The organism is Halorhodospira halophila SL1 (assembly GCF_000015585.1).
Taxonomy (GTDB): domain Bacteria; phylum Pseudomonadota; class Gammaproteobacteria; order Nitrococcales; family Halorhodospiraceae; genus Halorhodospira; species Halorhodospira halophila.
The window spans coordinates 471,649-493,807 of sequence record NC_008789.1; the positions used below are offsets into that span (position 1 = coordinate 471,649).

General features: G+C 64.2%; 20 protein-coding genes and 3 pseudogenes. 11 read left to right on the forward strand and 12 right to left on the reverse strand.

Annotated elements, in window-relative coordinates:
- Window positions 1–51 precede the first annotated feature (51 nt).
- Window positions 52–666 (reverse strand): SOUL family heme-binding protein, encoded by a 615-nt coding sequence (locus tag HHAL_RS02065; protein ID WP_011813220.1) that lies wholly within the window; start codon window positions 664–666, stop codon window positions 52–54.
- Window positions 667–1,290: 624 nt separating this feature from the next.
- Here HHAL_RS02065 and HHAL_RS02070 point away from each other — a divergent pair.
- The 4 genes from HHAL_RS02070 to HHAL_RS02085 all read left to right on the forward strand — a co-directional run bounded on the left by HHAL_RS02070 (window position 1,291) and on the right by HHAL_RS02085 (window position 3,485).
- A complete protein-coding gene (locus HHAL_RS02070) occupies window positions 1,291–1,947 on the forward strand; it encodes a class I SAM-dependent methyltransferase (RefSeq protein WP_081432139.1) in 657 nt (218 codons plus the stop codon).
- The gene (locus tag HHAL_RS02075; RefSeq protein ID WP_187147875.1) at window positions 1,919–2,440 is read left to right on the forward strand and encodes an HNH endonuclease domain-containing protein; all 522 of its coding nucleotides are present in this window, start codon (window positions 1,919–1,921) and stop codon (window positions 2,438–2,440) included. Before HHAL_RS02070 ends, HHAL_RS02075 begins: the two co-directional genes overlap by 29 nt.
- A gap of 524 nt (window positions 2,441–2,964) precedes the next feature.
- Window positions 2,965–3,228: a type II toxin-antitoxin system Phd/YefM family antitoxin gene (locus HHAL_RS02080; RefSeq protein ID WP_011813221.1), complete on the forward strand. Its 264-nt coding sequence runs from the start codon at window positions 2,965–2,967 to the stop codon at window positions 3,226–3,228.
- Window positions 3,225–3,485, forward strand: a complete 261-nt coding sequence (locus HHAL_RS02085; protein ID WP_011813222.1) for a Txe/YoeB family addiction module toxin — start codon at window positions 3,225–3,227, stop codon at window positions 3,483–3,485. The genes HHAL_RS02080 and HHAL_RS02085 overlap by 4 nt, the downstream gene beginning before the upstream one ends.
- A gap of 213 nt (window positions 3,486–3,698) precedes the next feature.
- On the opposite strand, the gene HHAL_RS02090 is transcribed toward HHAL_RS02085, so the two are convergent.
- A complete protein-coding gene (locus HHAL_RS02090) occupies window positions 3,699–4,676 on the reverse strand; it encodes a hypothetical protein (RefSeq protein WP_011813223.1) in 978 nt (325 codons plus the stop codon).
- A gap of 189 nt (window positions 4,677–4,865) precedes the next feature.
- Window positions 4,866–5,018 (reverse strand): hypothetical protein, encoded by a 153-nt coding sequence (locus tag HHAL_RS13405; protein ID WP_187147876.1) that lies wholly within the window; start codon window positions 5,016–5,018, stop codon window positions 4,866–4,868.
- A gap of 74 nt (window positions 5,019–5,092) precedes the next feature.
- Here HHAL_RS13405 and HHAL_RS02095 point away from each other — a divergent pair, with 74 nt between their 5' ends.
- The gene (locus HHAL_RS02095; protein WP_011813224.1) at window positions 5,093–5,608 is read left to right on the forward strand and encodes a GNAT family N-acetyltransferase; all 516 of its coding nucleotides are present in this window, start codon (window positions 5,093–5,095) and stop codon (window positions 5,606–5,608) included.
- A 624-nt stretch (window positions 5,609–6,232) separates the two neighbouring features.
- Here HHAL_RS02095 and HHAL_RS02100 read toward each other — a convergent pair.
- From HHAL_RS02100 to dcm, 4 genes and pseudogenes are all read right to left on the reverse strand, one after another.
- Window positions 6,233–7,898: pseudogene (locus HHAL_RS02100) on the reverse strand (IS1634 family transposase).
- Window positions 7,899–8,294: 396 nt separating this feature from the next.
- Window positions 8,295–9,530 (reverse strand): type II restriction endonuclease, encoded by a 1,236-nt coding sequence (locus HHAL_RS02105; protein ID WP_011813225.1) that lies wholly within the window; start codon window positions 9,528–9,530, stop codon window positions 8,295–8,297.
- Complete coding sequence (locus tag HHAL_RS02110) at window positions 9,530–10,033, reverse strand: very short patch repair endonuclease (RefSeq protein ID WP_011813226.1); 504 nt, start codon at window positions 10,031–10,033, stop codon at window positions 9,530–9,532. Before HHAL_RS02110 ends, HHAL_RS02105 begins: the two co-directional genes overlap by 1 nt.
- Complete coding sequence (dcm, locus tag HHAL_RS02115) at window positions 10,030–11,340, reverse strand: DNA (cytosine-5-)-methyltransferase (RefSeq protein ID WP_011813227.1); 1,311 nt, start codon at window positions 11,338–11,340, stop codon at window positions 10,030–10,032. Before dcm ends, HHAL_RS02110 begins: the two co-directional genes overlap by 4 nt.
- A 220-nt stretch (window positions 11,341–11,560) precedes the next feature.
- Between dcm and HHAL_RS02120 the strand changes: the two genes are divergently transcribed.
- Complete coding sequence (locus tag HHAL_RS02120; RefSeq protein WP_011813228.1) at window positions 11,561–11,827, forward strand: helix-turn-helix domain-containing protein; 267 nt, start codon at window positions 11,561–11,563, stop codon at window positions 11,825–11,827.
- Between the two features lie 521 nt (window positions 11,828–12,348).
- On the opposite strand, the gene HHAL_RS13410 is transcribed toward HHAL_RS02120, so the two are convergent.
- The gene (locus HHAL_RS13410) at window positions 12,349–12,492 is read right to left on the reverse strand and encodes a hypothetical protein (protein ID WP_187147877.1); all 144 of its coding nucleotides are present in this window, start codon (window positions 12,490–12,492) and stop codon (window positions 12,349–12,351) included.
- A 122-nt stretch (window positions 12,493–12,614) separates the two neighbouring features.
- Window positions 12,615–13,073: pseudogene (locus HHAL_RS02125) on the reverse strand (IS1634 family transposase); the annotation flags it as partial.
- Window positions 13,074–13,234: 161 nt separating this feature from the next.
- On the opposite strand from HHAL_RS02125, the pseudogene HHAL_RS12855 reads away from it, so the two are divergent.
- Window positions 13,235–13,684: pseudogene (locus tag HHAL_RS12855) on the forward strand (IS1634 family transposase); the annotation flags it as partial.
- A 268-nt stretch (window positions 13,685–13,952) separates the two neighbouring features.
- Here the strand turns inward: HHAL_RS12855 and HHAL_RS12860 are convergent.
- Both HHAL_RS12860 and HHAL_RS02145 read right to left on the reverse strand, forming a co-directional pair.
- Window positions 13,953–14,750 carry an HNH endonuclease gene (locus HHAL_RS12860; RefSeq protein WP_187147878.1) on the reverse strand — a complete coding sequence of 266 codons (798 nt, stop codon included), beginning with the start codon at window positions 14,748–14,750 and terminating at the stop codon, window positions 13,953–13,955.
- Between the two features lie 663 nt (window positions 14,751–15,413).
- On the reverse strand, window positions 15,414–16,508 hold the full coding sequence (locus HHAL_RS02145) for an IS5-like element ISHha2 family transposase (protein ID WP_011813231.1): 1,095 nt from the start codon (window positions 16,506–16,508) through the stop codon (window positions 15,414–15,416).
- Between the two features lie 119 nt (window positions 16,509–16,627).
- Between HHAL_RS02145 and HHAL_RS13195 the strand changes: the two genes are divergently transcribed.
- Entirely contained in the window at window positions 16,628–17,029 is a 402-nt protein-coding gene (locus HHAL_RS13195) for a hypothetical protein (RefSeq protein ID WP_011813232.1), read from the forward strand.
- 31 nt (window positions 17,030–17,060) lie between these two features.
- Window positions 17,061–18,542, forward strand: a complete 1,482-nt coding sequence (locus tag HHAL_RS02150; RefSeq protein ID WP_011813233.1) for a DUF2779 domain-containing protein — start codon at window positions 17,061–17,063, stop codon at window positions 18,540–18,542.
- A gap of 71 nt (window positions 18,543–18,613) precedes the next feature.
- On the opposite strand, the gene HHAL_RS02155 is transcribed toward HHAL_RS02150, so the two are convergent.
- Window positions 18,614–20,278, reverse strand: coding sequence for an ATP-binding domain-containing protein (locus HHAL_RS02155; protein ID WP_011813234.1), 1,665 nt, complete (start codon window positions 20,276–20,278; stop codon window positions 18,614–18,616).
- A gap of 279 nt (window positions 20,279–20,557) precedes the next feature.
- Here HHAL_RS02155 and HHAL_RS02160 point away from each other — a divergent pair, with 279 nt between their 5' ends.
- Window positions 20,558–21,319 carry an ADP-ribosylglycohydrolase family protein gene (locus tag HHAL_RS02160; protein ID WP_011813235.1) on the forward strand — a complete coding sequence of 254 codons (762 nt, stop codon included), beginning with the start codon at window positions 20,558–20,560 and terminating at the stop codon, window positions 21,317–21,319.
- The gene (locus HHAL_RS02165) at window positions 21,316–21,768 is read left to right on the forward strand and encodes a gamma-glutamylcyclotransferase family protein (RefSeq protein WP_041595011.1); all 453 of its coding nucleotides are present in this window, start codon (window positions 21,316–21,318) and stop codon (window positions 21,766–21,768) included. Before HHAL_RS02160 ends, HHAL_RS02165 begins: the two co-directional genes overlap by 4 nt.
- The last annotated feature ends 391 nt before the right edge of the window (window positions 21,769–22,159 follow it).

Here is a 22,159-nt window from a genome sequence, read left to right on the forward strand (position 1 = left end):
AATCAGGTCGGAGCTATCGGAAGAGACGGTGCTGGATGCGCTGATCGGCGCTCAGGGCGCCTCCGCCCCCGGGGCACTCTCGACCGGGATGAGGACCTCGTTCCGGCGCAGGAACCCCGGCGTCATCGGATCATCGTAGTAGGCGTACACCGGCTCGCCCGCGGCCTCCAGGCCCTGTTCCGCCATCCACGCCCGGAGCCCGCGTTCGTGCTCCTCGACCGTCGAATCGCTGGCACGGCCCGAGAAGCGAATGGCCGCCATACGCTGCGCATCGAGCTCGCGCAGGGCGATCTCCTCGCCTGTCGGCCGGGGCAGATCCTCAAGCGTGTACTGCTCCGGCATGATGAAACGCACCAGCCAGCGCCCCTCACCTTCCGGCGTCTGGGTCACCGGGGCCGTCATGGCAATGGAATCGCCCTCGCGCTCACGCGCAAAGATGTAACCCGCCAGCGGCCGGAACCCCGCGCTCACCGCTTCGCCTCGACTGCCGCTGCGCTCGACCTCGGCCACCCGAAGCGCCGGGTAATCCCTCAGCTCGCGGTCACCGTCCTGCAGAACCACGGTGTAGTCCGGCGTCTCGACACCGCGGACCACGACCCACCAGGCGACGATGGCGCCCACCACCAGAACGACCGCAATACCCAACCCCCAATAAACGACCTTCATGATGCACCTCGAGCAGGAGGACGACCCCCATTATGACGGACTTCCAGCGGAGGGCGGATGCCCATGCCGCTCCCTGACTCAGGCTAGCAGTCCTGCCGCTCTTACCCCCAACCGACGAGGGCGGTGTGGTGCCTCAAGCCAGCGGCGGCCACATTCCACACAATCTGTGGAAAACCGTGTGGAGAACGTCGCGCCGATAGGCGCACTCAGGGGGCTTGAGGTCGATTGGATAGATATTGCCCGCCAGCAATCCGCACCATTTTCAGAGACTTACAAACCACGCACGAAAAGTCAGGCAGTTAGCGCTGTCAACCGGGGGGCTTGTGCAGAATCCACATCCTCGGGGTGGTCGCTCATCGCACTTGTCAATGCCCGGAAGCCCAGGGCATTGGGTTGACAACGAGTTCTCCGGACCTGGGTGTGTTCACCCGCGAGCTGACCGGATGCGCGACCAGCTGCGCCATATCCAGGCCGCGGGTTGCCGCTTTCACGGACTTCCGATCACTGATCTCGGGATCCAGAATGCTCCTCGTTCGTTGTCCCGTCACGCCGGGACGAGATGCGGCGACTCATGGCACATTGGATGACAGAGAGCCGAACCGGCCTTGAGGAGCCACCCCCGGCATGCAGGACAGCAAGCAGGATCCGGCGATCCGCTGGTACCACGAGCGCGCCGAGCGTGTTGCAGAGGACTACGAGTCGCTCTCGTTCCCGGACGTCCACAACTGGCTCATCTACCGTCTGCCACCCGTTGGCGAAAGCACTGTCCTGGACGTCGGTGCTGGCTCGGGGCGTGATGCCGCCTGGCTCGCCGAGCGTGGCCACGAGGTGGTCGCCGTCGAACCAGCAGCGGCCCTGCGCCGCGAGGCCGCCCGTCGCCACCCCCACCCGCGCATCCGGTGGCTCGACGACCAGCTACCCGGGCTTGAGCACGTCCACCGCCTGGGCCTGTGCTTCGATGCCATCCTGCTCAGCGCGATCTGGATGCACGTACCGGAGAGCCAACGCGCCCGCGCCTTCCGCAAGCTCATCACCCTGCTCAAACCGGGCGGCCTGCTCGCCTTTACGCTCCGCCTGGGCCCCGAGGACCCGGAGCGGGGCCTGCGGGCAGTCTCGGTAGCCGAACTCCGGCAGCTGGCCGCCGAGCACGGGGCCTATGTCGATCACGTCAGCGAGAGCCCCGATGCCCTGGGCCGGCCGGAGGTCTCCTGGGCCGAGGTCGCCATCCGGCTGCCGGATGACGGCACCGGCCATGATGGAGCACGCCCTCGACTGGCGTGAGCCGCAGCGCGATGTCCGTCTTGCCCGCGAACGCATTGAGGCGCTGCGCGAGGCCGGCGAACCGATTTACTGTGTCTGGAGCGGCCGCCTCCTCAGGCAGGCCGCCTTCGAGGTCGACCACTGCATTCCCTGGGCGGCATGGCCCTGCGATGACCTCTGGAACCTGGTGCCAGCCAACCCCCAAGTCAACGGCAACAAAGGAGCAAAGCTGCCCGACGCAGCAACCCTTCAGGATGCGGAAGACCGTCTCAAAAGCTGGTGGGAGCGCGCCTGGCAATGCGCACAACACCCAACGCTTGCAGAGCGTTTCCGGCGCGAAGCCACCGCGACGCTCCCCGGCCTGCGGGATGCCCAGTCGGATGACCTGGACAACATTTTTTCCGCCCTGAATCTGCGCCGCATCCGGCTCAAGCAGGATCAGCAGATTCCGGAGTGGTGCTACCGACCCCCTCCAAAGCCAGCGGCTTCAGGTGGTGGCCGTCGCCCTGACTGAGTGTATGGTCTTATCAGCAGGCATGCCTGCCCGCCACGGGGCACTGCGACGACCCGCTGCCGAATGGTCGAGCGCGGGTGATGCTCGAACGACCGCGTCGGGCCTTACCTGACCGCGGAGGAGGGCGTGATGAGCCTTTCCACAAAACCTGTGGAAAACCCTGTGAAAAAAGTCGCGCCGATAGGCGCACTCAGGGGGCTTGGGGTCGATTGGACAGATATTATCCGCCACCAATATGCCGCATTTTCAGTTAGTTACACGCCGTCCGCGAAGAGTCAGGCAGTTAGCGCTGTCAACCGGCGGGCTTGTGCAGAATCCACATCCGCTGGGGGATCGGTCATCGCAACTGTCAATGCCCGGAAGCCCAGGGCATTGGGGCAGCGGCGAGCTCACCGGACCGCAGGTGAGCGCAACGAACCGTACTCGCATGGCGGCCCCCGAGGAGCGTGCCCCTGCTCGAAGCCTTGCTCTCCGCGCGCTGCCCCTATTAAACTGACAGAAAACCTGTCACCTCAGGAGAAGCTATGGAAACCATCAGCTATACGGATGCCCGGAACCACCTGAAGGAGCTCATCGACCGGGTCGGGACAGACCACACCCCCGTGCGGATCGAGCGCCGCGGGGGTAGCGCAGCCGTCATCATGGCCGAAGAGGACTACACCGGGCTGCAGGAGACCCTGTACCTGCTAGGCAACCCCGCCAACGCCGAGCGTCTGCGCCAGGCCCGGGCCCGCGGGGAAGAGGATGCGGTGTCGCTGGAGGACGCCAAGGAGAGGCTCGCGCGGTGAGGCAGGTCCTTCTGGACCCAGCTGCCCTGGAAGACCTCCAGTGGTGGCTCCGGCATGATCACCGCACCGCCCGCAAGATTCTGGACTTGATCGAGGAAGCGGCTCGTAACCCTTTCGAGGGACGGGGCAAGCCCGAAGCCCCCAAGTTCGAGCTTTCGGGCTGCTGGTCCCGGCGGATCAACCTCGAGCACCGGCTGGTCTATGAGGTGAGCGAGACGTCCATCCGCGTGCTCGCCTGCCGCTTTCATTACCGGTAGATGGTCGCCGAGTCCGCCCGCGGTCGTGGCATCGGTGGAGCGGCAGCGTGCCGCCACTGACAGCGCGTGGCACCTCAGTTCGGGTTCCGGGCCATGCAGTACAACCGGGTTGTCGCCATCAACGCCTCGGCCATCCGCACCTAGCAGCGCAACGGCATGACGGGGGGTCGGCCCCCTGCCCGGCGCCTTCCGCCACCCCCGTGCCCTTCCGGCTCAGGTGAGCTTCCAGGAGACCGCCCGGTCGTAGAGCGCACTCTTGCGGATGACCAGGCTATTCGGGTCTCCCGCGAGCCAAGGGACGTCGCCTTCACCTCCAGCCTCCTCGACGAGCCCGAAAGGCATCGCGAAGCGCAGCACGGTGCGGACCGACCAGCAGCTCTCCACAACCCGCTCGGCGCGCTCGCCCGGCAACAGCCCCCCGTCACCGACCTCCTGAAGGGCCGCCGGGAAGGCCTGCACGAAGCACTGCTGGTAGAACGGGACCGGCCGCGGCTCGTCGCCGAAGCGATGGAGGAGATACAGGAAAAAGCCGAACGAGTCCTGCACGATCCGCAGATCGGGCCAGCCATCGGCATACGCCCAGTTGAACTGACGGCAATAGGCCTGGAGCAGCGCATCGTAGATCGCCGCCCACTCGCCCTTGCGAAAGCGCTTCTGCGTCGCACGGGTCGCCTTGAGCCGCCCGCGCTCCTTGCGCGTGAACCGGGCCAGGCCAGCCGTGACCTTGATGAGGTGGAGCTCGAGGAAGTCGTCCTCGTTGCGGATCACACCCGGCAGCCACTCCCGCTTGAGCCCTTCCGCCTCCAGCGCCTGCTTGGCCTCGAGGACCACAGCACGCGGCAGGTTCCCCTTGGCCGTCAGCTTGATCCCGCCCTCGCCGGCCGCCTCGACGATGACCTCCAGGAGCCGGAACGCCGCCGCAGCGGGGCGCGCCTCGATGCCCTCGGCGAAGCGCACCAGATCCGGGGCGTCGAACGGCGCATAGAGAAGCCAGTGCATCTGCTCTCGGGAGAGCCCCTGAAAATCGGCCACCGGCGACTGATTGAGTTCGGCCACCTTCTCCGCTACAGCATCCCGCAGCTCCTGCTCGGAGGAGAACGGCTGATCGCCGAGGGCACGCTCAATCTCCGAGCGGATCGCATCGATGGGCGAGGGACGATCGTCGTTGGAAGATGAGTGGCCACTGCCCATTGAATGCTCCTCGTTCGTTGTCCCGTCACGCCGCGACGGCTCGTACTGCACCCACGCTGCTCGGCGCACCCTCAACCCGATACAACTTCGGGAAGACCTTCTTCGGACACTAGCAGACCCCAGGGTGCGCCGGGACCCCAGGCCTGGGGCCTTGCCGACCCATCGACGCCGAGGGCCGACAGCCTCAGATTACTCGCCCGCAGCGGTCATCCAGCTGTAGACCTCGTCCGCATTCTCCGGGACCTCCCACCCGGGCACCCGCTGGAGAAGCCGCTGCTGGTGTATATTGCCAGGGTGTATGGCAGCATCGAAGAGGATGACGTCCGCCATGCTCTCGAGCAAACTCGACCGGATCCTGGATGCTGATCGCGTCGAAGACGTCTTCGCCGACAATCTAGTGCCTAGCACCGATACCCGTGACCGCACCAGCCGGCGAACTCACCATCCGACCGTTTGCCGATGACGACTGGCCCCGGGTCTGGGCCATCATCGAGCCCGTCCTGCGGGCCGGGGAAACCTTCCCCTTCTCCCCGGAACTGGAGGAGGACGAGGCCTACCAGCTGTGGGTGCAAACTCCCACCGCCACATGGGTCGCCGAAGACGAGCGCCAGGGCCTGGTCGGATGCTACTACCTCAAGCCGAATCAACCGCGCCTCGGCGACCACGTCTGCAACTGCGGCTACATCGTCGCCGGGTCCGCCCGCGGACGCGGCATCGGTGGAGCGCTGTGCCGCCACTCCCAGCGCGTGGCACTGCAGTTCGGGTTCCGAGCTATGCAGTACAACCTGGTCGTCGCCACCAACGAATCGGCCATCCGCACCTGGCAGCGAAACGGCATGACGGTGATCGGCCGCCTGCCCGGCGCCTTCCGCCATCCGCGTCACGGCGACGTCGACGCGCTGATCATGTATCGCTGGCTCACCTCCATATAGCCCCCTACACCGGCTCCGCACCGAAGCGGATTGACTGCGCTGGTGGCTGCTCGGCTGCCCCTTTCCACAAAAGCTGTGGAAAACCCTGTGAAGAAACTCGCGCTGACGGGCGCATCCAGCGACGTTGCGGTCGATTGGATAGAGATTACCCGCCCCAGGCTGCGCGATAAATCAGCGGGTTACGCGCGCCTCACGAGAAGTCAGGCAGTTAGCGGTGTCAACCGTCGGGCTTGTGCAGAATCTCGCCCTCCAGGAGAAGGACCGCGCCGACGGCGCCCACGCCCGCCTGGTCGTCCTCCCGCGGGCAGCCCTCCAGCAGAAGTGGCAACGCTCAACGCATCCTGCCGCTTGAGACCATGCTGCCGCAGGATCTACTCCAACGTCTCACCGACCTGCAGCAGCAGCGGCGGGCCGAGCCGAGCACCTCGGAACGAGCACGGCCGAGCGAAAACAACCTGGCACCTCCTATACGGCGACGGAAACCATCGCGGAATACCGCCCCGGGATCGGGCCAACCTCCTGAGAAGCTTCGTAGACGGCTACATCCCCCCCGAGTTCCACAGCTATGCGCTTAAGTTGTTGAGTCGCCAACAGCGCGACCCCCGAAAATGTCACAACAGGCCTTCAAGCCAGGTGCTGAGGCACCTCCACACCCAGTTCCTCGAAGAGCTGGAGTTGCTCCGGTGTCGGCTTGGTCACCCCCTCGTAGTCCTGCCCGGCGAGGTGAACTTTGTGGCGCTGTATACGGCGCAGCGCCCGTAACGCGTTCTCCGGTGAGTAACCGCTACCAGCCGCCTTGAGACGCCGGCGCAGGATGCGATGCAGAACCAGGGCCAGGAAGCATATGAGCGCGTGGGCACGGACGCGCTCCGGCAGCCGGTGGTAGACCGGCGCGATCTGGATGTCGCTCTTGAGCACGCGGAAACCGCGCTCAATGTCCGCAAGGGCCCGATAGCGGTCGGCGATCTCGCTCGGCGAGTACTCGTTGAGGCTCGTGACCAGCAGCAGCTTGCCGTCGAGCCGCTCGGCGGCCGCCCACGCCTCTTCGTCGATGTCATAGCGGAATTGCTCGGCACTGAGGTCGGCCTTGACGATGCTCGAGAGGCTGCTGCGCAGGACGTGCTGATGGAAGCGCCGATGGGCGCTGCGATCAGTCGAGCGCCGCCCGCGGCCGGGCTTTCCCGCATCCTGGTTGTCGAGTCGCTGGGCCAGGGCCTCGCCGATCTGCTCCAGCCGGTGGATCTTGTGCCGGCGCGAGGCCTGCTTCTCGGCAGCCCGTTGCGGGTTGTGCGCCACAATCAGCCGGCGCCCCTGCCAGGTGGTCTCGGTGACGGCTTCGCCCTCATGCTCTGCCGCCTGCTTCTCGAGCTGCGGCTGCAGCTCGCTCATCAAGCCGGTGAACTCCGCATACCGGCGTCCGGGCACCGCCAGGATGTAATCGATAGCCAGGTCGTGCTGCGCGCTGAGCGCCTCCAGCGTGTCGACATTGTCGAGGCTGAGCAGCCCCCGATCCGCGACCACGACCACACGCCTGATCGGGTAGCGGCTGAGCAGGCGCTGGAGCATGGGTGCCAGGGTGCGCGTCTCCGCGACATTGCCCTCGAAGACCTCGTGGGCGATCGGCAGGCCATCGGAGGTCTGCACGACCCCGAGGGCGAATTGGCGGGCAACGCCGCCTGTGTCCTTGCTCTTGCCGCGCTGGCGCAGATCGTCCCGCGACCTCCTCCACACCGTGGATGACGACGCTGAGCTCCTGATCGAGCAGGGGCTTGAGCTGCCCGGCAATGGCCTGCTCGACCCGCTCGGGGTGGTTCATCAGCGCGTCCATGGCGCGCAGCAGCTGCTCGTGGTGCAGCTGCTCGACATCCACGCCAGGGAGGCTGACATCCTCCTGAAGCCAGTCGAGCACGCCGCGCTTGCTCCGCGGTGCAGCCAGCCGGTTGAAGACCATGGCGCGGATCAGCGCCTCCGCGTCGAACTCGCGCCGTGACGAACGCAGCGCCTTGCGGAGGGCCTCATCCAGGCCGAGCTCCTGCCAGAGTTGGTGCAGCGCCCAAAGGTCTCCAAAGGCGCGAGCACGCTGGAACTCCGGTTCCGCGCTCCGGCGCTCAGACCGCCCGACAGCGCGTTGCAGGCCCTTGATGAGGCCGTCGACCTCGTCATCGCTGAGTTGGTCGGCCCGCCCGAGGTTCGCGACGGTGCGTTGCTTCACCCGTCCGTTGTCGTCGCGGTAGCCCTCGACGAGGCGGACGTAGCGGCGGGGACCCGATCGGACGATGCATACGTACATGACACGACACTATAAATCCTGCAGCCTGCTTGCACGGGCCCCTTCGATCGATGCGTGTCACAACATCGGGTCCGCGCTTCATGTAGAGACAAAATTGGAAGATCAGCAGGTTATCCCCCGCACACCGGGGATGTGCCAGAGCTCTACTGTGGAAGTCGGGGGAGCTTTCGCACGACGCGCAGCCTGATCACCGTCAGCTACCTGGTCTGCGGCAAGCTCACCCATCTGCCAGCCTCACCCTACGGCCCAACATCGAGGGCTGCCGCGGTCTGAGGTGATGGGGCGTCACCCACACAGATTTGGATAACGCCGACTTAGTAGCCAACACCGTGTCCAAGTTCGCTGGGTAAGACCAATCGTCCAGTCGGGGGTCCCACGCCCCCCCCGCAAGAGCGGTCAGCCTGGCCGAGTCTTGAATACCTTGGGCCTGACATGGCTGATAAAATCCTGGATTCCCATGATTTTCATACGCTGTGTTTCCGAATATGTCGCATGGATGGGTAGTGGCACCACAAGCTGGAGGCCGTGCGCCGACATTTCGTCGGTGTGGGTACGACTTATCCCAGGCTCGAGCGTCGCGAGGTGTTTCCGTTTGAGTCGTTCGCCCTCGGCGAGGACCTGCCGCCATCGTTCCTTGCAGGTGGTCTTTGCACCAAGGAGGAACAGGCGGGAATTCGGAAACTGCGGATCGTGATACTCGGTGAAGCCGGGAAACAGGAAGTCAGGTTTTGATTTGTTCTCCGTGACCCGGTTCACCCCCCCTTTTTCGAAACGCAGGCCGTGCCGCTCAAACAGTTCAGTCAGATGGTTCTCGAAGGCATGACCGACCCGGGATTTCCGCCGATTGTGGACGCTTAGTGAGAACCTTATGAATTCGTCGACATCGCCGGCGAACCCCCGTTCGAGGCGTTCCTGAACGATCTCGCGCTCATAGGCCCGGAAGAGCGCTTCCTCCCGTTCCATCCATGCCAAGAGTGTCCGATCCGGCTCGCCTACGGGATCGCCCTGAGTGACCTCACGCGCAAGCGCGGAGAATTCTGCGGTCGAGGGAAAACGCTCTGGGAAACGGTTCAGGACAAGTTCGAGATCGTCCGCCGCATCGTCCGGTTCGAAGGCTTCTACGCCGACGTCTTCCAGCAGCAGTTTCAGTGGCAGCGTAAGAGAGGATGGAGGCATTCTGGCGGCCTGGAAGCGCTGCCCCATCTCGCCGAACCCGAACACTTGGCGTACCTGGGCCTCGACATCCGACTCCGCCGGCGCGAAAACGATGAGCAGACTACCGTCACGGGCCTTCGCGATCACCATCAGATCACCGGCACTGAGCCGCAGCGTTACCGAATTGCTGCGGTAATAGAGCCGGTACTCTGGGGAGCGGTGCGCCTGTTTCCACCGGCAGTCGTACCAAGACACGGTATCGCGGACGATTTCCGGAGGCTCATGGTCCCCAAGGTAAGCCATTGTGGCTGGAAACCGGGCGACATCGTTCTTCGAGGGTTCGCCGAGATGGCTCCTGAATCCGGCGCTTGGCAGGCCTCCGATCTCATGCTGGTTCGATCTGTCCGGTTCGGCGTCTACGGCGCTGAGCCATTTCGCCGCCGCCCCTTCGAAAAGTTCCGAAATCGAGTCGATCACTACGCCTGCTCCCCATAAATACTGTCGTCGTTCGCCCCCGGGTGCCGCCCCCCAAGACCGCGGATCTCATGGGTAACTGTACGGCCGGTCAGCCATGTCTCCACCCTTTCAAGCATTTCACCGGATGGAAGACGATCCTTCCCTCTCATCGCGCATTCCCAAACTTCCAAGACGCGCCACCCGCGATCAAGCAGTTCGGCCCGATTTTTCCGGTCGCGTTCCCGATTGCGTCCGATCTTTTTTTCCCAGAACTCCTCGCGGGTTGAGGGCATGCGGAAAAGGTGGCAGTCATGCCCATGCCAGAAACATCCGTGAACGAACACCACCGCCGAATACCGAGGGAAAACGAGATCGGGGCATCCGGGGAGGTCGCGTACATGGAGTCTGTATCGGAAGCCCCGCGCATGGAGCGCGCGGCGCAGGACGAGCTCGGGCTTCGTGTCGTGCCCGCGCACCCGGCTCATTACCCGGCTGCGATGTTCCGGAGAGAGCCTGTCGCTCACGCCGTCTCCCTGAACTCCATCGGCAGCGCCAGCTGATGGCCATCCTGGTCGGAGCGGATGTCCGCGAGGACGTGTGGCGCCATCGCAGACGCGATCTCACGGATGACCGGAACGACAACGGAGTTACCAAACTGGCGATAAGCCTGCGTGTCACTCACCGGGATCCGGAAACTGTCATCGAAGCCCATCAGTCGGGCGCACTCGCGTGGCGTAAGCCGACGCGGCCGCTCGCCAGCTCCCCGGTCAACCAGGATCTCGGAGCCGTCCTTGTGGTACCGGGCGGACAGTGTCCGTGCGGTGTCTTCCGGGCCGACCTTACTGTAGCCGAAGCCGTTGCCCGCGTGCTCATGCTTGGCCCGATAGTCCTGCAGGTATTTCCAGAGTTTCTCGCTCAGGACGTACTTGTCGCCTACGGTGGCCAAGTCACCCTCGGTATAAGGGGGTTCCGCGGCTTCCGATCCGTCCTCCGGGTGCAGGACCTCCCGGAGGGTGCGGGCGTCCGGTGCGGGGAAGTCCAGTTGGTTCCAGGTGAAGGGCGTATCCTTACGGAAGCCAACCATGTAGATCCGCTCGCGGTGCTGGGGCACGAACCCCTTGCCGTCGATGACCCGATCATGCACGCGATAACCGAGCTCTTCCAGCACGCGGCGGATCACTTCGTAGGTACGTCCGCCATCATGACTTCGCAGGTTTTTCACGTTCTCGAGGAGGAATGCCCGTGGACGCTTTACCTCGATGATCCGCGCAACGTCAAAGAACAGGGTTCCCTGCGCCTCGCACAGGAACCCATGCTCGCGTCCCAGGCTGTTCTTCTTGGAAACGCCGGCCAGCGAAAAGGGCTGACACGGGAATCCGGCCAACAGGACGTCGTGCTGAGGAATGCGTTCGTCGATAGAGCGGCTGTTCTCATCCGCGTCATCTGAGACCGCCGTAATCTGACGGATGTCCGTCTGGATCTCTTCGCCCTCGTTCCCAAAGTTTGCACGGTAGGTCTGGAGGGCGAAACGGTCCCATTCGGAGGAAAAGACGCAGTGGCCACCGACGCTTTCAAACCCCTGTCGGATACCCCCCACTCCGGCGAACAGGTCAATGAAGGAGAACTGCCCGTCAACGTCAGACCGCAGGGGAGCCCGCCGGAGCAGGAGCTGGCTCAGCGCCGGCTCCCAACGATTGGGCATCGGGATCTCGCCTTTCGCCCACCGCCGGACCGTACGTTCGTCCACCCCGAGTTCACGGGCCACATCCGCCCTCGTGGCCAGCTCCAAGGCCGAGTAAAGCAGTGCGGTCGCAGCATTGGAAGAGTGCATGGCAGATCCTCTGGGATTCGTTCCGGACATTGTGCCCGGATTGATTCCCGCCTGTCCAGCACGATGGCTCCTTCGCACCGCGCTTGCCCGACCCCCCCTTTCTCACAGCCTGGCGGCCATACGACGGATCCCGGGCTGGCCCGCTTGTCACGGCAGGGCTGGATCATCCATCATTGAAATACACAGGGGGGTACCCGCTTAAACAGTCCCGATACCTAAAATGCCTGATAGAAACCGGCAACAAGAGAGCCTTTTGGCTGCGGCGGGCGCTTCCATCCGCGAGATCCGTCAAGAGAACGGCCTCAGCCAAGAGCAGCTGGCCATGGATGCGGGCATAGACCAATCGACCCTGAGCAAGATCGAGCGTATCGGGCCACATGTAACCTCATGGCGGACCCTGTTCGCCATCCTGGATGTTCTGGGATGTGAAGCCACCATCCTGATATCGAAGCTGGAGGATATCGAAGTTCGCCCACGCCACCTATAGGGCGCGGCTTCATCTGCGGGACTGGATTGCTATGCTTACAGTGCCGGGGGCGGATAGCAAGCAGGATGGTGTCGCGGCCCCAGGAACCCATCAACCTTCCCTTGAAGCCGAAGCACACTGTGCATACCGTTTCGCGAAGAGGCCATTGGCGGACTCCGTATGCGATCACGGTACGCGGGAAGCGCTACGGCATCGAAAAAGCCGGTCGCGGCCGCGGCACCGACCAGTCCTCCGCCCGCCCCCGTGTGGCTCGGACAACCTCCTCCGGGGGGGGGGGGGGCTATACCCAAGGCGCCCCCCCTTGGGCTGCTCCCGCGCGGGTTGAGACGGAGGTCCGCGCCTGCTTCGGGTGATGCGCGACCACGGGCTGCTCGCCCCGTGCCGGGCTCGGCGCAATCTCGGGCCCGACTTGCACGACGGAACCATCATCACCGAGGCGCCGGACAGGGCAGGACCAGGGCTGCGACCACGACCTTCTTAGCGGACAATGGGCAGGTGTCGGTCTTCGCCGTCGTGGACCACTATAACGCCGAGAGGCTGGGGATCCACGCGGCCCGCCCGCGGGACCGTTCCGAGGCGCTGGAGCTGCTGCGCCAGGCGGTCCGGCGATCTTCGGGCTCTTCCAGCAGGGTATCGCCACCGGGGTAGCCCTGCGTCACGACCATGGAAGCCACACATCAGCGACATCTTCCAGCGCGAGCTCGGCTTCCCGGGCTTCGAGTTCTCGCCGGCGTTCGTCCACGCCCTGGAGAGTACTGGGGTCATCGAGCGGTTCTTCCGCACCCTCACGAAGCAGCTGCCCGTGGTGCAGTTGCTCGACATCCACGCCAGGGAGGCTGACATCCTCCTGAAGCCAGTCGAGCACGCCGCGCTTGCTCCGCGGTGCAGCCAGCCGGCTGAAGACCATGGCGCGGATCAACGCCTCCGCGTCGAACTCGCGCCGTGACGAACGCAGCGCCTTGCGGAGGGCCTCATCCAGGCCGAGTTCCTGCCAGGGCTGGTGCAGCGCCCAAAGGTCCCCAGAGGCGCGAGCACGCTGGAACTCCGGTTCCGCGCTCCGGCGCTCAGACCGCCCAACAGCGCGTTGCAGGCCCTTGATGAGGCCGTCGACCTCGTCATCGCTGAGTTGGTCGGCCCGCCCGAGGTTCGCGACGGTGCATTGCTTCACCCGTCCGTTGTCGTCGCGGTCGCCCTCGACGAGGCGAACGTAGCGGCGAGGACCCGATCGGACGATGCGTACGTACATGACACGACCCTATAAATCCTACGGCCTGCTTTCACGGGCTCTATCGATTGATGCGTGTGACAACAGCTGGTCCGCGCTTCATGTAGAGACAAAATTGGAAGATCAGCAGGTTATCCCCCGCACACCGGGGATGTGCCAGAGCTCTGCTGCGGAAGTCGGGCGAGCAGTTTCGTTACGACATTGATGACGAGGCCTGGACAGCTGCCGAACGTCTCGACGGTAAGCTGCTGCTGGTCACGAGCCTGGACGGCTGGGAAGCGCAGGCGATCGTCGCCCGCTACCGTTCCCTGGCCGATATCGAGCGCGGATTCCGGGCACTGAAGAGCACCCTGGACATCGCCCCGGTCTACCACCGGCTGCCCGAGCGCATCCGCGCCCATGCGCTGATCTGCTTCCTCGCCCTGGTGCTCTACCGGGTGCTGCGCATGCGCCTGAAATCCAGGGACTCCGCCTTCAGCGTCGAGCGCGCGTTAGAAGCGCTGGAGACCGTGCAAAGGCACGCGGTCGAGATCAACGGGGAAGCCCACACCGGGGTGTCGATCTCCCCAGAGCAACGACAGCTCTTTCAGGAACTGGAGGTGAAGCCGCCGAGGCAATCCGACGTCGCTTGAGTTGTGCCAACCCAGAGGCGCCCATCCGGCGCATCAATAAGTTATGCGCGCGGCTGTGGAACTCGGGGGCGCCGGTCCGGGCCGGCTACCCTGCAGCCACGCCGATGGCGGCGTGATCAGCTTACCGGGTGTCCAGCAAACGGGGCACGATACACCCGCCTCTCTGACTCAACCTCACGCATTCGCGTGATGGGATACGTGAAGACCCACCTGTGTTCCAATGCTGTCGGATCCCGGATCATGTTTTACGCGCCAAGTGCGAAAGCAACTATTCAACCAACCGGTTTTCCCGGTGCCATTCTAACGCTTCATCCATTACCCGCATGTTGCAATCACTCGGTTCCGTGACGGGTCGGGTATGGAGGCCGACCAAGAACTCATTACCCGGTAGATCACGGACCGACTCGGGGACCAATATCTTTCGGTCAGGCGCCACGCCAATCAATCCACGATCAAATGCCCAATGCAGGTCTTTGGTCAGCGGAAGCCCATTTGCAGGATGATCCGACCCTGCTCTGCTTACAGGGATCACATGTGCAGCGTCCAAACCCAGAACGTTGTCCCCAACCGGTGATATGAACTTTCGCCCAGTGAAAGCGCACCTATTATCATACAGTGAAAGAACTTTTCCTCGGAACGCCCTATCGCGTGCCTTCCGAACTGTTTTGGCCTCGATGATCTCTCGGTTTTCATCGAAAGCGAAGGGAGTTTCAGCGACCTGCCTGTCGAGATATTTTTCAGCCTCCTCGATCTCGTCACTCTCGACCGGCGGGTTATCCAGGTCTAAGCACCCACACCTGGAACTGCCAATCTTGGTGTTGATTGCGTCATATTCGGGGGTTCCCCGTTCAATCAGATGAAGCTGGATATATCCATCGTCATCAAGGTCTTTCGTGAAGAGAAGAATATCATCCTTTTTGGCTTTGTTCCGGAGGGGCCCGAGGTTATCAGTAAGTCGCCTTTCAGGCGACCTTTTGCCTCCCCAAGTCTGATACTGGTAGCGTGCTTTGGCAGTACCAACCCTCTGGCCATTTACAAACAGATCCGCGACGAGGTTCAAGCTCAACGTAGGTTCCTCGCGGGTGGCCACACCCCGGAGGGGGGGGGAAGAAACGCGAAATAGCCTTGGGTATTAAGAAGCCCGCTTGGTGGCCGCGTGCTTTTCCCGTGTCATTATGGGAAAGCTTCTTGAAAAATGGAGTGTCGAGCATAGGGCCGTCCAGATCACATGGTCCGAGTTAGATTCGTATCATTGCGACTATCTTGTCAAGTTGTTTTGAGCGGGGGCCCCGGAGTGCGCAAGGCATAGAGGGGAACACCGGAGGACGTGGGCCTCAGGGAGGTGAGTGGCCACCGCGGCTAGAATCTGCCAGTGGTGGGGGGCCTTTCTCGCCGCAGGCGAGGCCGGACTCAGGGGCGGCAGCGCGCAGGATACGCGCAATGAGCAGCTCCACCAGCCCCGGGCCAAAGCCGGGGACGTGACCATGGATCTGGAAGCCTCGGGCGGCGGAAGAGATCAACAAACCACGCTCCGAGCCGGGCCCTCCTTTGACTAGCAGGGTGCTGAGAAACGGTCTTCTGCGTGGCCACCGAGGGGTGTCGAAGGTGATCTACGATGGCCGGGTGGCGTTCCAAGCGGGGGGTGATACCCGCCAACCCGGCGGTGCCCCAACCCGCCTGCGCCCGGAAGGGGCCGGGCAGCAGGGGATGGAGGCACTCCGCCCCCATCTCAGCCAGCCCCGAGCAGTTTGGGTGTGCGGACCAGGTTGTAGGCCAGGGCATGGAACCCGAAGTCCCACCCCACCCTGTCTGGTCCGATGAAGCGGGTCTTGCGAAGGCCACCGACGGTCTTGGACCAGCCGAAGAACTCCTCGACGCGCTTGCGGATGCGCTGGCTGACCGCATAGCCGGGGTGGCGCGTCGTCCGACCATCCACAGCATTGAACCGGCGCTTCTCGGCAACATGGGGCGTAACCTCGTACTCGCGCAGGGCCTGGACGAAATCTCGGGTGTTGTAGCCGGCGTCGCCAGCAAGCGTCAGCCGGCCTCGCTCTGCAGGGATCTCGCGGATCATCTCCAGGGCCGCCTCCCGCTCGGCGGTGCCACAGGCCTGGGTTAGGCGGGTATCGACGATGAGCCCATGACGGTTCTCCATCAGGGCATGGCCGATATAGCAAAGCCGCGCAGGCTGCCCCTGGCCCTTGCGGTAGAGCCGAGCATTCGGGTCCGTGCTCGAGGCGTGGGTATCGTTGCGCCGCTGCTGACCCCGGAAGTTGACCGTCGGATTGCGCCCGCCGCTCTGCAAGTCATCATCACCCGAGCTGTCGCCGTCCTGGCTGATCGGCTTGAAGCTCTTCATCGAGGCCCAGGCCTCGATGAGCGTGCCATCGACCGAGAAGTGCTCGTCGGAGAGCAGGGGCCGAACCTCCTCGAGTTCCGTGAACGAGCGCAGCAGGCGCTGCGCAACCTCCGCCTCGATCAGGCGGTCCCGGCTCTTGGTGAAGGTGGTCGGGTGCCAGACGGGGTCATCGACCTGGAGCCCGACGAACCAGCGGAACAGGAGGTTGCAGTCGAGCTGCTCCATGAGCAGCCGCCCCGAGCGGATCGAGTACAGGGCCTGAAGCAAAAGCGCCCGGATCAGTCGCTCCGGCGGGATCGACGGCCGACCGGTGCCCGAGTACACCGCGTCCAGCTCGTCCGAGATCGAGTCGAGCAGCCGATCAACGAGGACACGGATCTCGCGAAGAGGGTGATTCTTGGGGATGCGATCTTCGAGGCTGACGTAGCTGAACATGTGCTGTTGCTCGACATCCTCACCGCGCATCCGGAGACCTCCTGTTCCGCCGTCAACGACACCCTCTATGATACCGCGCAGCCGAGTTTTTCAGCAGCCTGCTAGAGGAGGCGGAAGACACGCCTGAGGCCATCGCCCCAGAGGACCTCTTGCTCTGGGACAGAGTCCTCGAATACTGGTACAAATGCATTGAGGGCCGAGAAACCCCGAGCCACCTCTTCGCCGAAGCGCTCGGGGTCGCGCTGCACCATTTCGATGACCTCGTCTCACAAGGCACAGAGTCGGGCACCAATGCTCAGGCCAAACTGCCAGGGGGTGAGATCGTCCGGCGATTCCTTGAGGAACCGGAGAGCTTCCCCTTTCGCGTGATGGGTCGCAACGGTGGCTTTACTGGAGCCGATCTGAAGCGCGACATCGCTTCTCCCACGACCTGGCAAGCTCAAATGTACGAGGTGAGTACTGATGATGTGCCCCCCAACCGCAATTGGTTTCCCATCGAGGAGTTCGTTAAGGCGACCCAAAATCCAGATTACCTCGACGCATCACGCTAATACCGACCTGGCCTAGAAGAGCTCCCTTGCCATGCCCCGCCTGTCCAAATCCCGCTTCATAGCCGGCTGGCAGTGCCCGCTTCGGCTCTGGTACACGGTCCACGAGCCCTGGCGAGCCACGCCGCCTGATCCCCAGTTGCAAGCGATCTTCGACCAGGGCCACCGACTCGGGCAATTGGCTCAGCAGCGCTATCCATCCGGGGTGCTCGTCGAAGCGGATTACCGACACACGCGCCAGGCCCTCGAGCAAACGCAGGTGCTGATGGCCGACCCGGGCGTGCCGGCGATCTTTGAAGCCGCTCTGGAGCACGACCAGGTCCTGACCCGAGTGGACGCGCTCGTTCGAAACGGGGACGGGTGGGACCTGGTCGAGGTCAAGGGCGCCACGCGTGCCAAGGAGGTTTTCCAGCTCGACGTGGCGATCCAGTATTGGATCCTCACCGGTGCCGGCATCCCGGTACGCGATGCCGGGCTGCTGTTGATCGACCGTGACTACGTCTATCCGGGCGGCGCGCACGACCCGCAGGAGTTCTTCCGGTTCGAACCGCTGACCAGAACCTGCGAGCACTGGCTTGAGTGGATCGAGGCGCAGGCCGTCTCCTTCCAGGAGGTTGCCGCCCGTACAACACCACCCCAGATCGAAATCGGGCAGCAGTGCTTCAGCCCTTACCCCTGCCCGTTCTACAACCACTGCTCTGCTGACAGGGAGTGGCCCGAGCACCCGATCGAGGAGCTACCGTATCTGGCCGGCGAGCGTTACCAGGGCCTCCTCGAGCGGGGTGTCACAACCATCGACGCCATCCCCGACGATTACCCGCTTACCGTCGCTCAGAAGCGGATCCGAGACGCCGTTGCCAAGGGGCATCCCTGGACCGATCCCGACCTGGGTGAAGCCGTTCAGGGTGTGGAGTGGCCTCTCTTCTTCCTGGATTTCGAGACCGCACAGCCGGCCTTACCCCGTTACCCCGGAACCTCCCCGTTTCAGGCCTTGCCGTTCCAGTTTTCCTGCCATATCCAACGAGCCCCCGGGGTCGCCCCGGAGCACACGGACTTTCTGGCCACCGCCGATACCGACCCCCGCCGCCCACTTGCCGAGGCACTGCTCAACGCACTCGGTGACCGCGGATCGATCGTCGTTTACTCCAGCTTTGAGCGGCGGGTCCTCGGCGAACTCGCCGATGCGCTGCCGGATCTCGCTGAGCCCTTAGCCGCCCTTCAGGAGCGGCTGTGGGATCTGCTACGGGTCCTGCGGAACCACTACTACCACCCGGCTTTCAAGGGCTCCTACTCCATCAAGCGGGTCCTGCCCGTACTGGTTCAAGACCTCGACTACACCGCCCTGGAAGTGGCCGATGGCCAGGCCGCCGCGCAGGCCTGGATCCAGATGCTCGACACGGATTGCGACGAGGAACGCGATCGGCTCGCCCAAGCCCTCCGCGAATATTGCTTCACCGACACGCTGGCCATGGTGCGACTGCGCGAGGCGTTACTGCGTGCCGCCGGAGAGCTGTGACACCGCCGGAGCCAGTTCCCTGCTCCCCCCTATCCGACAAACGCCACCCGACTCCGTCGGCCCGCCTCCCATCACGATGCCGCGTTCTCCAGCCGTTTCCGCCACGCGGAACCCTCAGCGACCAGCACCTCGCAGGCCACCGAGGCCCGGGTGAGCGCACAGTAGAGCAGACGCTGCTCACGCTCGGGCCGGCTACCGTCGAAATCGACGTCCATCAGGATCACGGCGGGGCGCTGCTCGCCCTTGAAGCGATAGACCGTCTCGACGCGTAAATCGCCCTTCGAGTACACCGGCTGGCCGTCTTCGGTGAAATCCCCCGTAAACCGCTTGAGGCGGTAACGACCCAGCCGGGCCGTCTCCGCCAGTGGATCACGGCCGTGACCGTGCAGGCTCAGCAACACCATCTGATCCTTGCGAAAGCCCTCGCTCTCGAGGTGTTCCACAGCCTGAAGAAGGGCCTCGCGCTGCTCATCGGCCGTTGCGTACCGGGTAACCCGCGGCTTATGGCCGTCGAGCGGATTACGCCAGTCGATATCGACCTCGAGCAGGCGACGGACGAACTGCGCAATCCGGCGTGGCGTCCGAAAAGCCTTGCCCGTTCGGTAGGTGACGAACGCGGACTGTTGCTGGTCGTTGCGCCCGTAGAGATCCTGCTGGGGGTCTTCCAGCCACAAGACCGGTGCATCATCGTCGACGAGACAGATGCGCAGGAGCTCCCACCACTCTTCGGAGAAGTCCTGCCCTTCATCGACGATCAATCGGTCGAAACAGGGCAATCGCTCGGAATGCTCGATGAGCCGGTCCGCCACCTCGCTCCAATACTCCTGGGGCTCCCGCCGCGCCCGCTGCGCATCGAAGCTCTCACCAACGGCCTCAAGCCAGGCATGACAAAGGCGGTGGAAATTGCCGACGTCAGCGTTGCCCTCCAGTCGTGCGCGCAGCCGGTCGCCCAGGACGCGGTTGAAACAGACCAGCGCCGGTCGTTCTCCCCGGGCTTGCGCAGCCTCGAAAAACTCGATCGCGGCAATCGTCTTCCCGCTACCCGCAGCACCGATAACCCGAAGGCGCCATGGGCTCATCTCCAGCCCCTGGACCAGCTCGGTGATGCCACCAGCGAGACGCTGGAAGGTCTGCTCCTGAAGCGTGACCTCGTCGCCGAGATCCGGTGCCAAATCCAGCTCCTGCGCGAGCACGCGCCGAACCGTCCGGGCTGTATCCGGCGCGTCCTGCCCCGGCCCGAGCTGCGCCTCGACGGATGCGGGGAGTTCTTGGACTCTTGAAGCATCGACGATCTGCTCGCGAGAGAGCCCAGCCGGTGCGTCCCCCTGCAGCCGGTGCGCCGGGCAGTACAGCAGCAGGCTCATACCCGGCGGCTTGCGGCCACCGAGACCGCGCTCGAGGGCTCCGAGCAACCCTTCGCGGCTGCGGTGCAGCTGCCGGACCACGTCCTTGGGGCCGCGCTCATGCCCGTAGTCCTTGCCGAGCAGGCCGTCGCTCTCAGCCAAAGCCCCGTTCTTCTGCTCAATCAGCAGGACCTCGCCGGCGGCGTTAACGACGACAAAATCCACCTCACCGAACACGGCGCCCCGCCCGGACCCGGCACTCCAGTGCACGCCGTGGTAGACGGTGTAGCTCTGCGGCAGCGAGTCGCCCAGCCACTCCAGCGTCCTAAGCTCGCGCTCCGGCGCACCGGCCAGCCGAAGGGTGTCGATGTTGGAAGGGTGAACATGCGCCATGACGCACCCCGCTCCGCCGTCCCTGGTTCGAACGCATTCGCGCTCTGGCTCATGCCAAACACCCTACCACCCATCGGGCCACGGTTTGCCGGACTGATCGGCTGCTGCGTACCTGAGACGCCAAGCTTCTATATGAAGCCGCGGGGACCCCGCGACATCAGCTGTCGCCGCAATCGGTTGGAATGGCCTGGTCCCGGGCGGGATACACCCATCGACGAACGGGGTATATCCTTGGCAAGGACGCCACCGGGACCCATCCGCCATGGACAAGGACGAATCATGCTCGGAGCCATCGCCGGCGACATCATCGGCTCGATCCACGAGTTCGGCCCACCGGCCCCGCCAGGGACGCCGCTGGTGGATCCACGCTCCCACTACACCGACGACACGCTGCTGACCCTCGCCACCATGGAGGCATTACTGGAGGGCGCTGACTACGCCAGCGTCTACCGTCGGGCATGGGAGGCCGAGCCGAACCAGTCCTGGGGCGCGCGTTTTCAGCAGTGGGCCCGGGAACCGGGCGCCGCTCCCTACAACAGCTTCGGCAACGGCTCGGCGATGCGGGTCAGCCCCATCGCGCTGTGGTTCCAAGACCGTCAGCAGGCCCTCGAAGCTGCCGCCGCCTCCGCGGCCGTAACTCACGACCACCCGGAAGGTATCAAAGGGGCGCAGGCGACGGTCGATGCGATTCAACAGGCCCGCGACGGCAGGACCGGCGACGCGATTCTGGCTGCGGTATGCGAGCGCTACGGCTACGAGACGACGCCCTCCCTGGACGCCCTGCGGGCAAGCAGTCGCTACAACGAGACCTGTCAGGGCACGGTGCCCCCGGCCATTCAGGTCGCCTGCCAAAGTGCCTCTTTCGAAGCGTGTATGTCGACCTGCCTAACCCTCGATGCCGATACCGACACCCTCGCGTGCATCGCCGGTGGTGTTGCCGAAGCTCGATTCGGCGTGCCGGATTGGGCGGTGGAACTCGTGCAGACGCGCCTCGGGCACGAACAGTGGGCCCTGGTGCAGCGGTTTTACCAGGAGGGATGATGCTCTACTTCGCGTTTGGCTCCAACATGCTCACCAGCAGACTCCAGGCACGGGTGCCCTCGGCAACCCCTGTGACTCGGGCATTTTTACAGGGCCACCAACTCGCCTTTCACAAACGAGGCGCCGACGGCTCGGCCAAGTGCGACGCCTTCTGGACCGGTCAGCCGGAACACTGGCTACCGGGCGTCGTCTTTCGCATGGATGCCGCGCATTTGCCGGCACTCGACGACGCCGAAGGACCGCGCTATGACCGCATCGACGTCACGGTCCAAAACGACGACGACACGCCCATGGAGGCCTTCACCTACCGGGCCAAGCCCGACGCGGTGATGGACGGACTCCAGCCGACAGCGACGTATTACCGCTACGTACTCAACGGCGCGATCGAGCACGGGCTGCCGGCGTGGCACATTGAAGCCATTCGGTACGTAGCCGAGGCGCCTTCGTGACGGACTAACCGTCGGGGGACTGCAGGACCTAACCATTTAAACCGGATTCCTTGAACGTCCCACCGCCAGCCGGCGACAACGCCACGCGCATCGCCTGCCGACGCAAGTCCGCCTGCTCTTCGGCACGGCGCCGGGAAATGCACACCGCCGACGACGACTCACCGGCGAGTGCCGCACCTCCACCGTGATCGCGCCCCGGTGCACGCTCGATCGGATGCCTCGACGATGCCTGTTGTGCGCTGGCCATGCTTCCTCCAGACCGACTGGTTCTGTGCGTAGGCTGGAACATGGCCGCGACAGGCCATGTCGCACGACCGGCGCCGGAATCCGACTAAACGGGTGGGCTGAGACCGCGCACGTAAACCTCCTGCTGCCGAGTCTCCACAGCGCC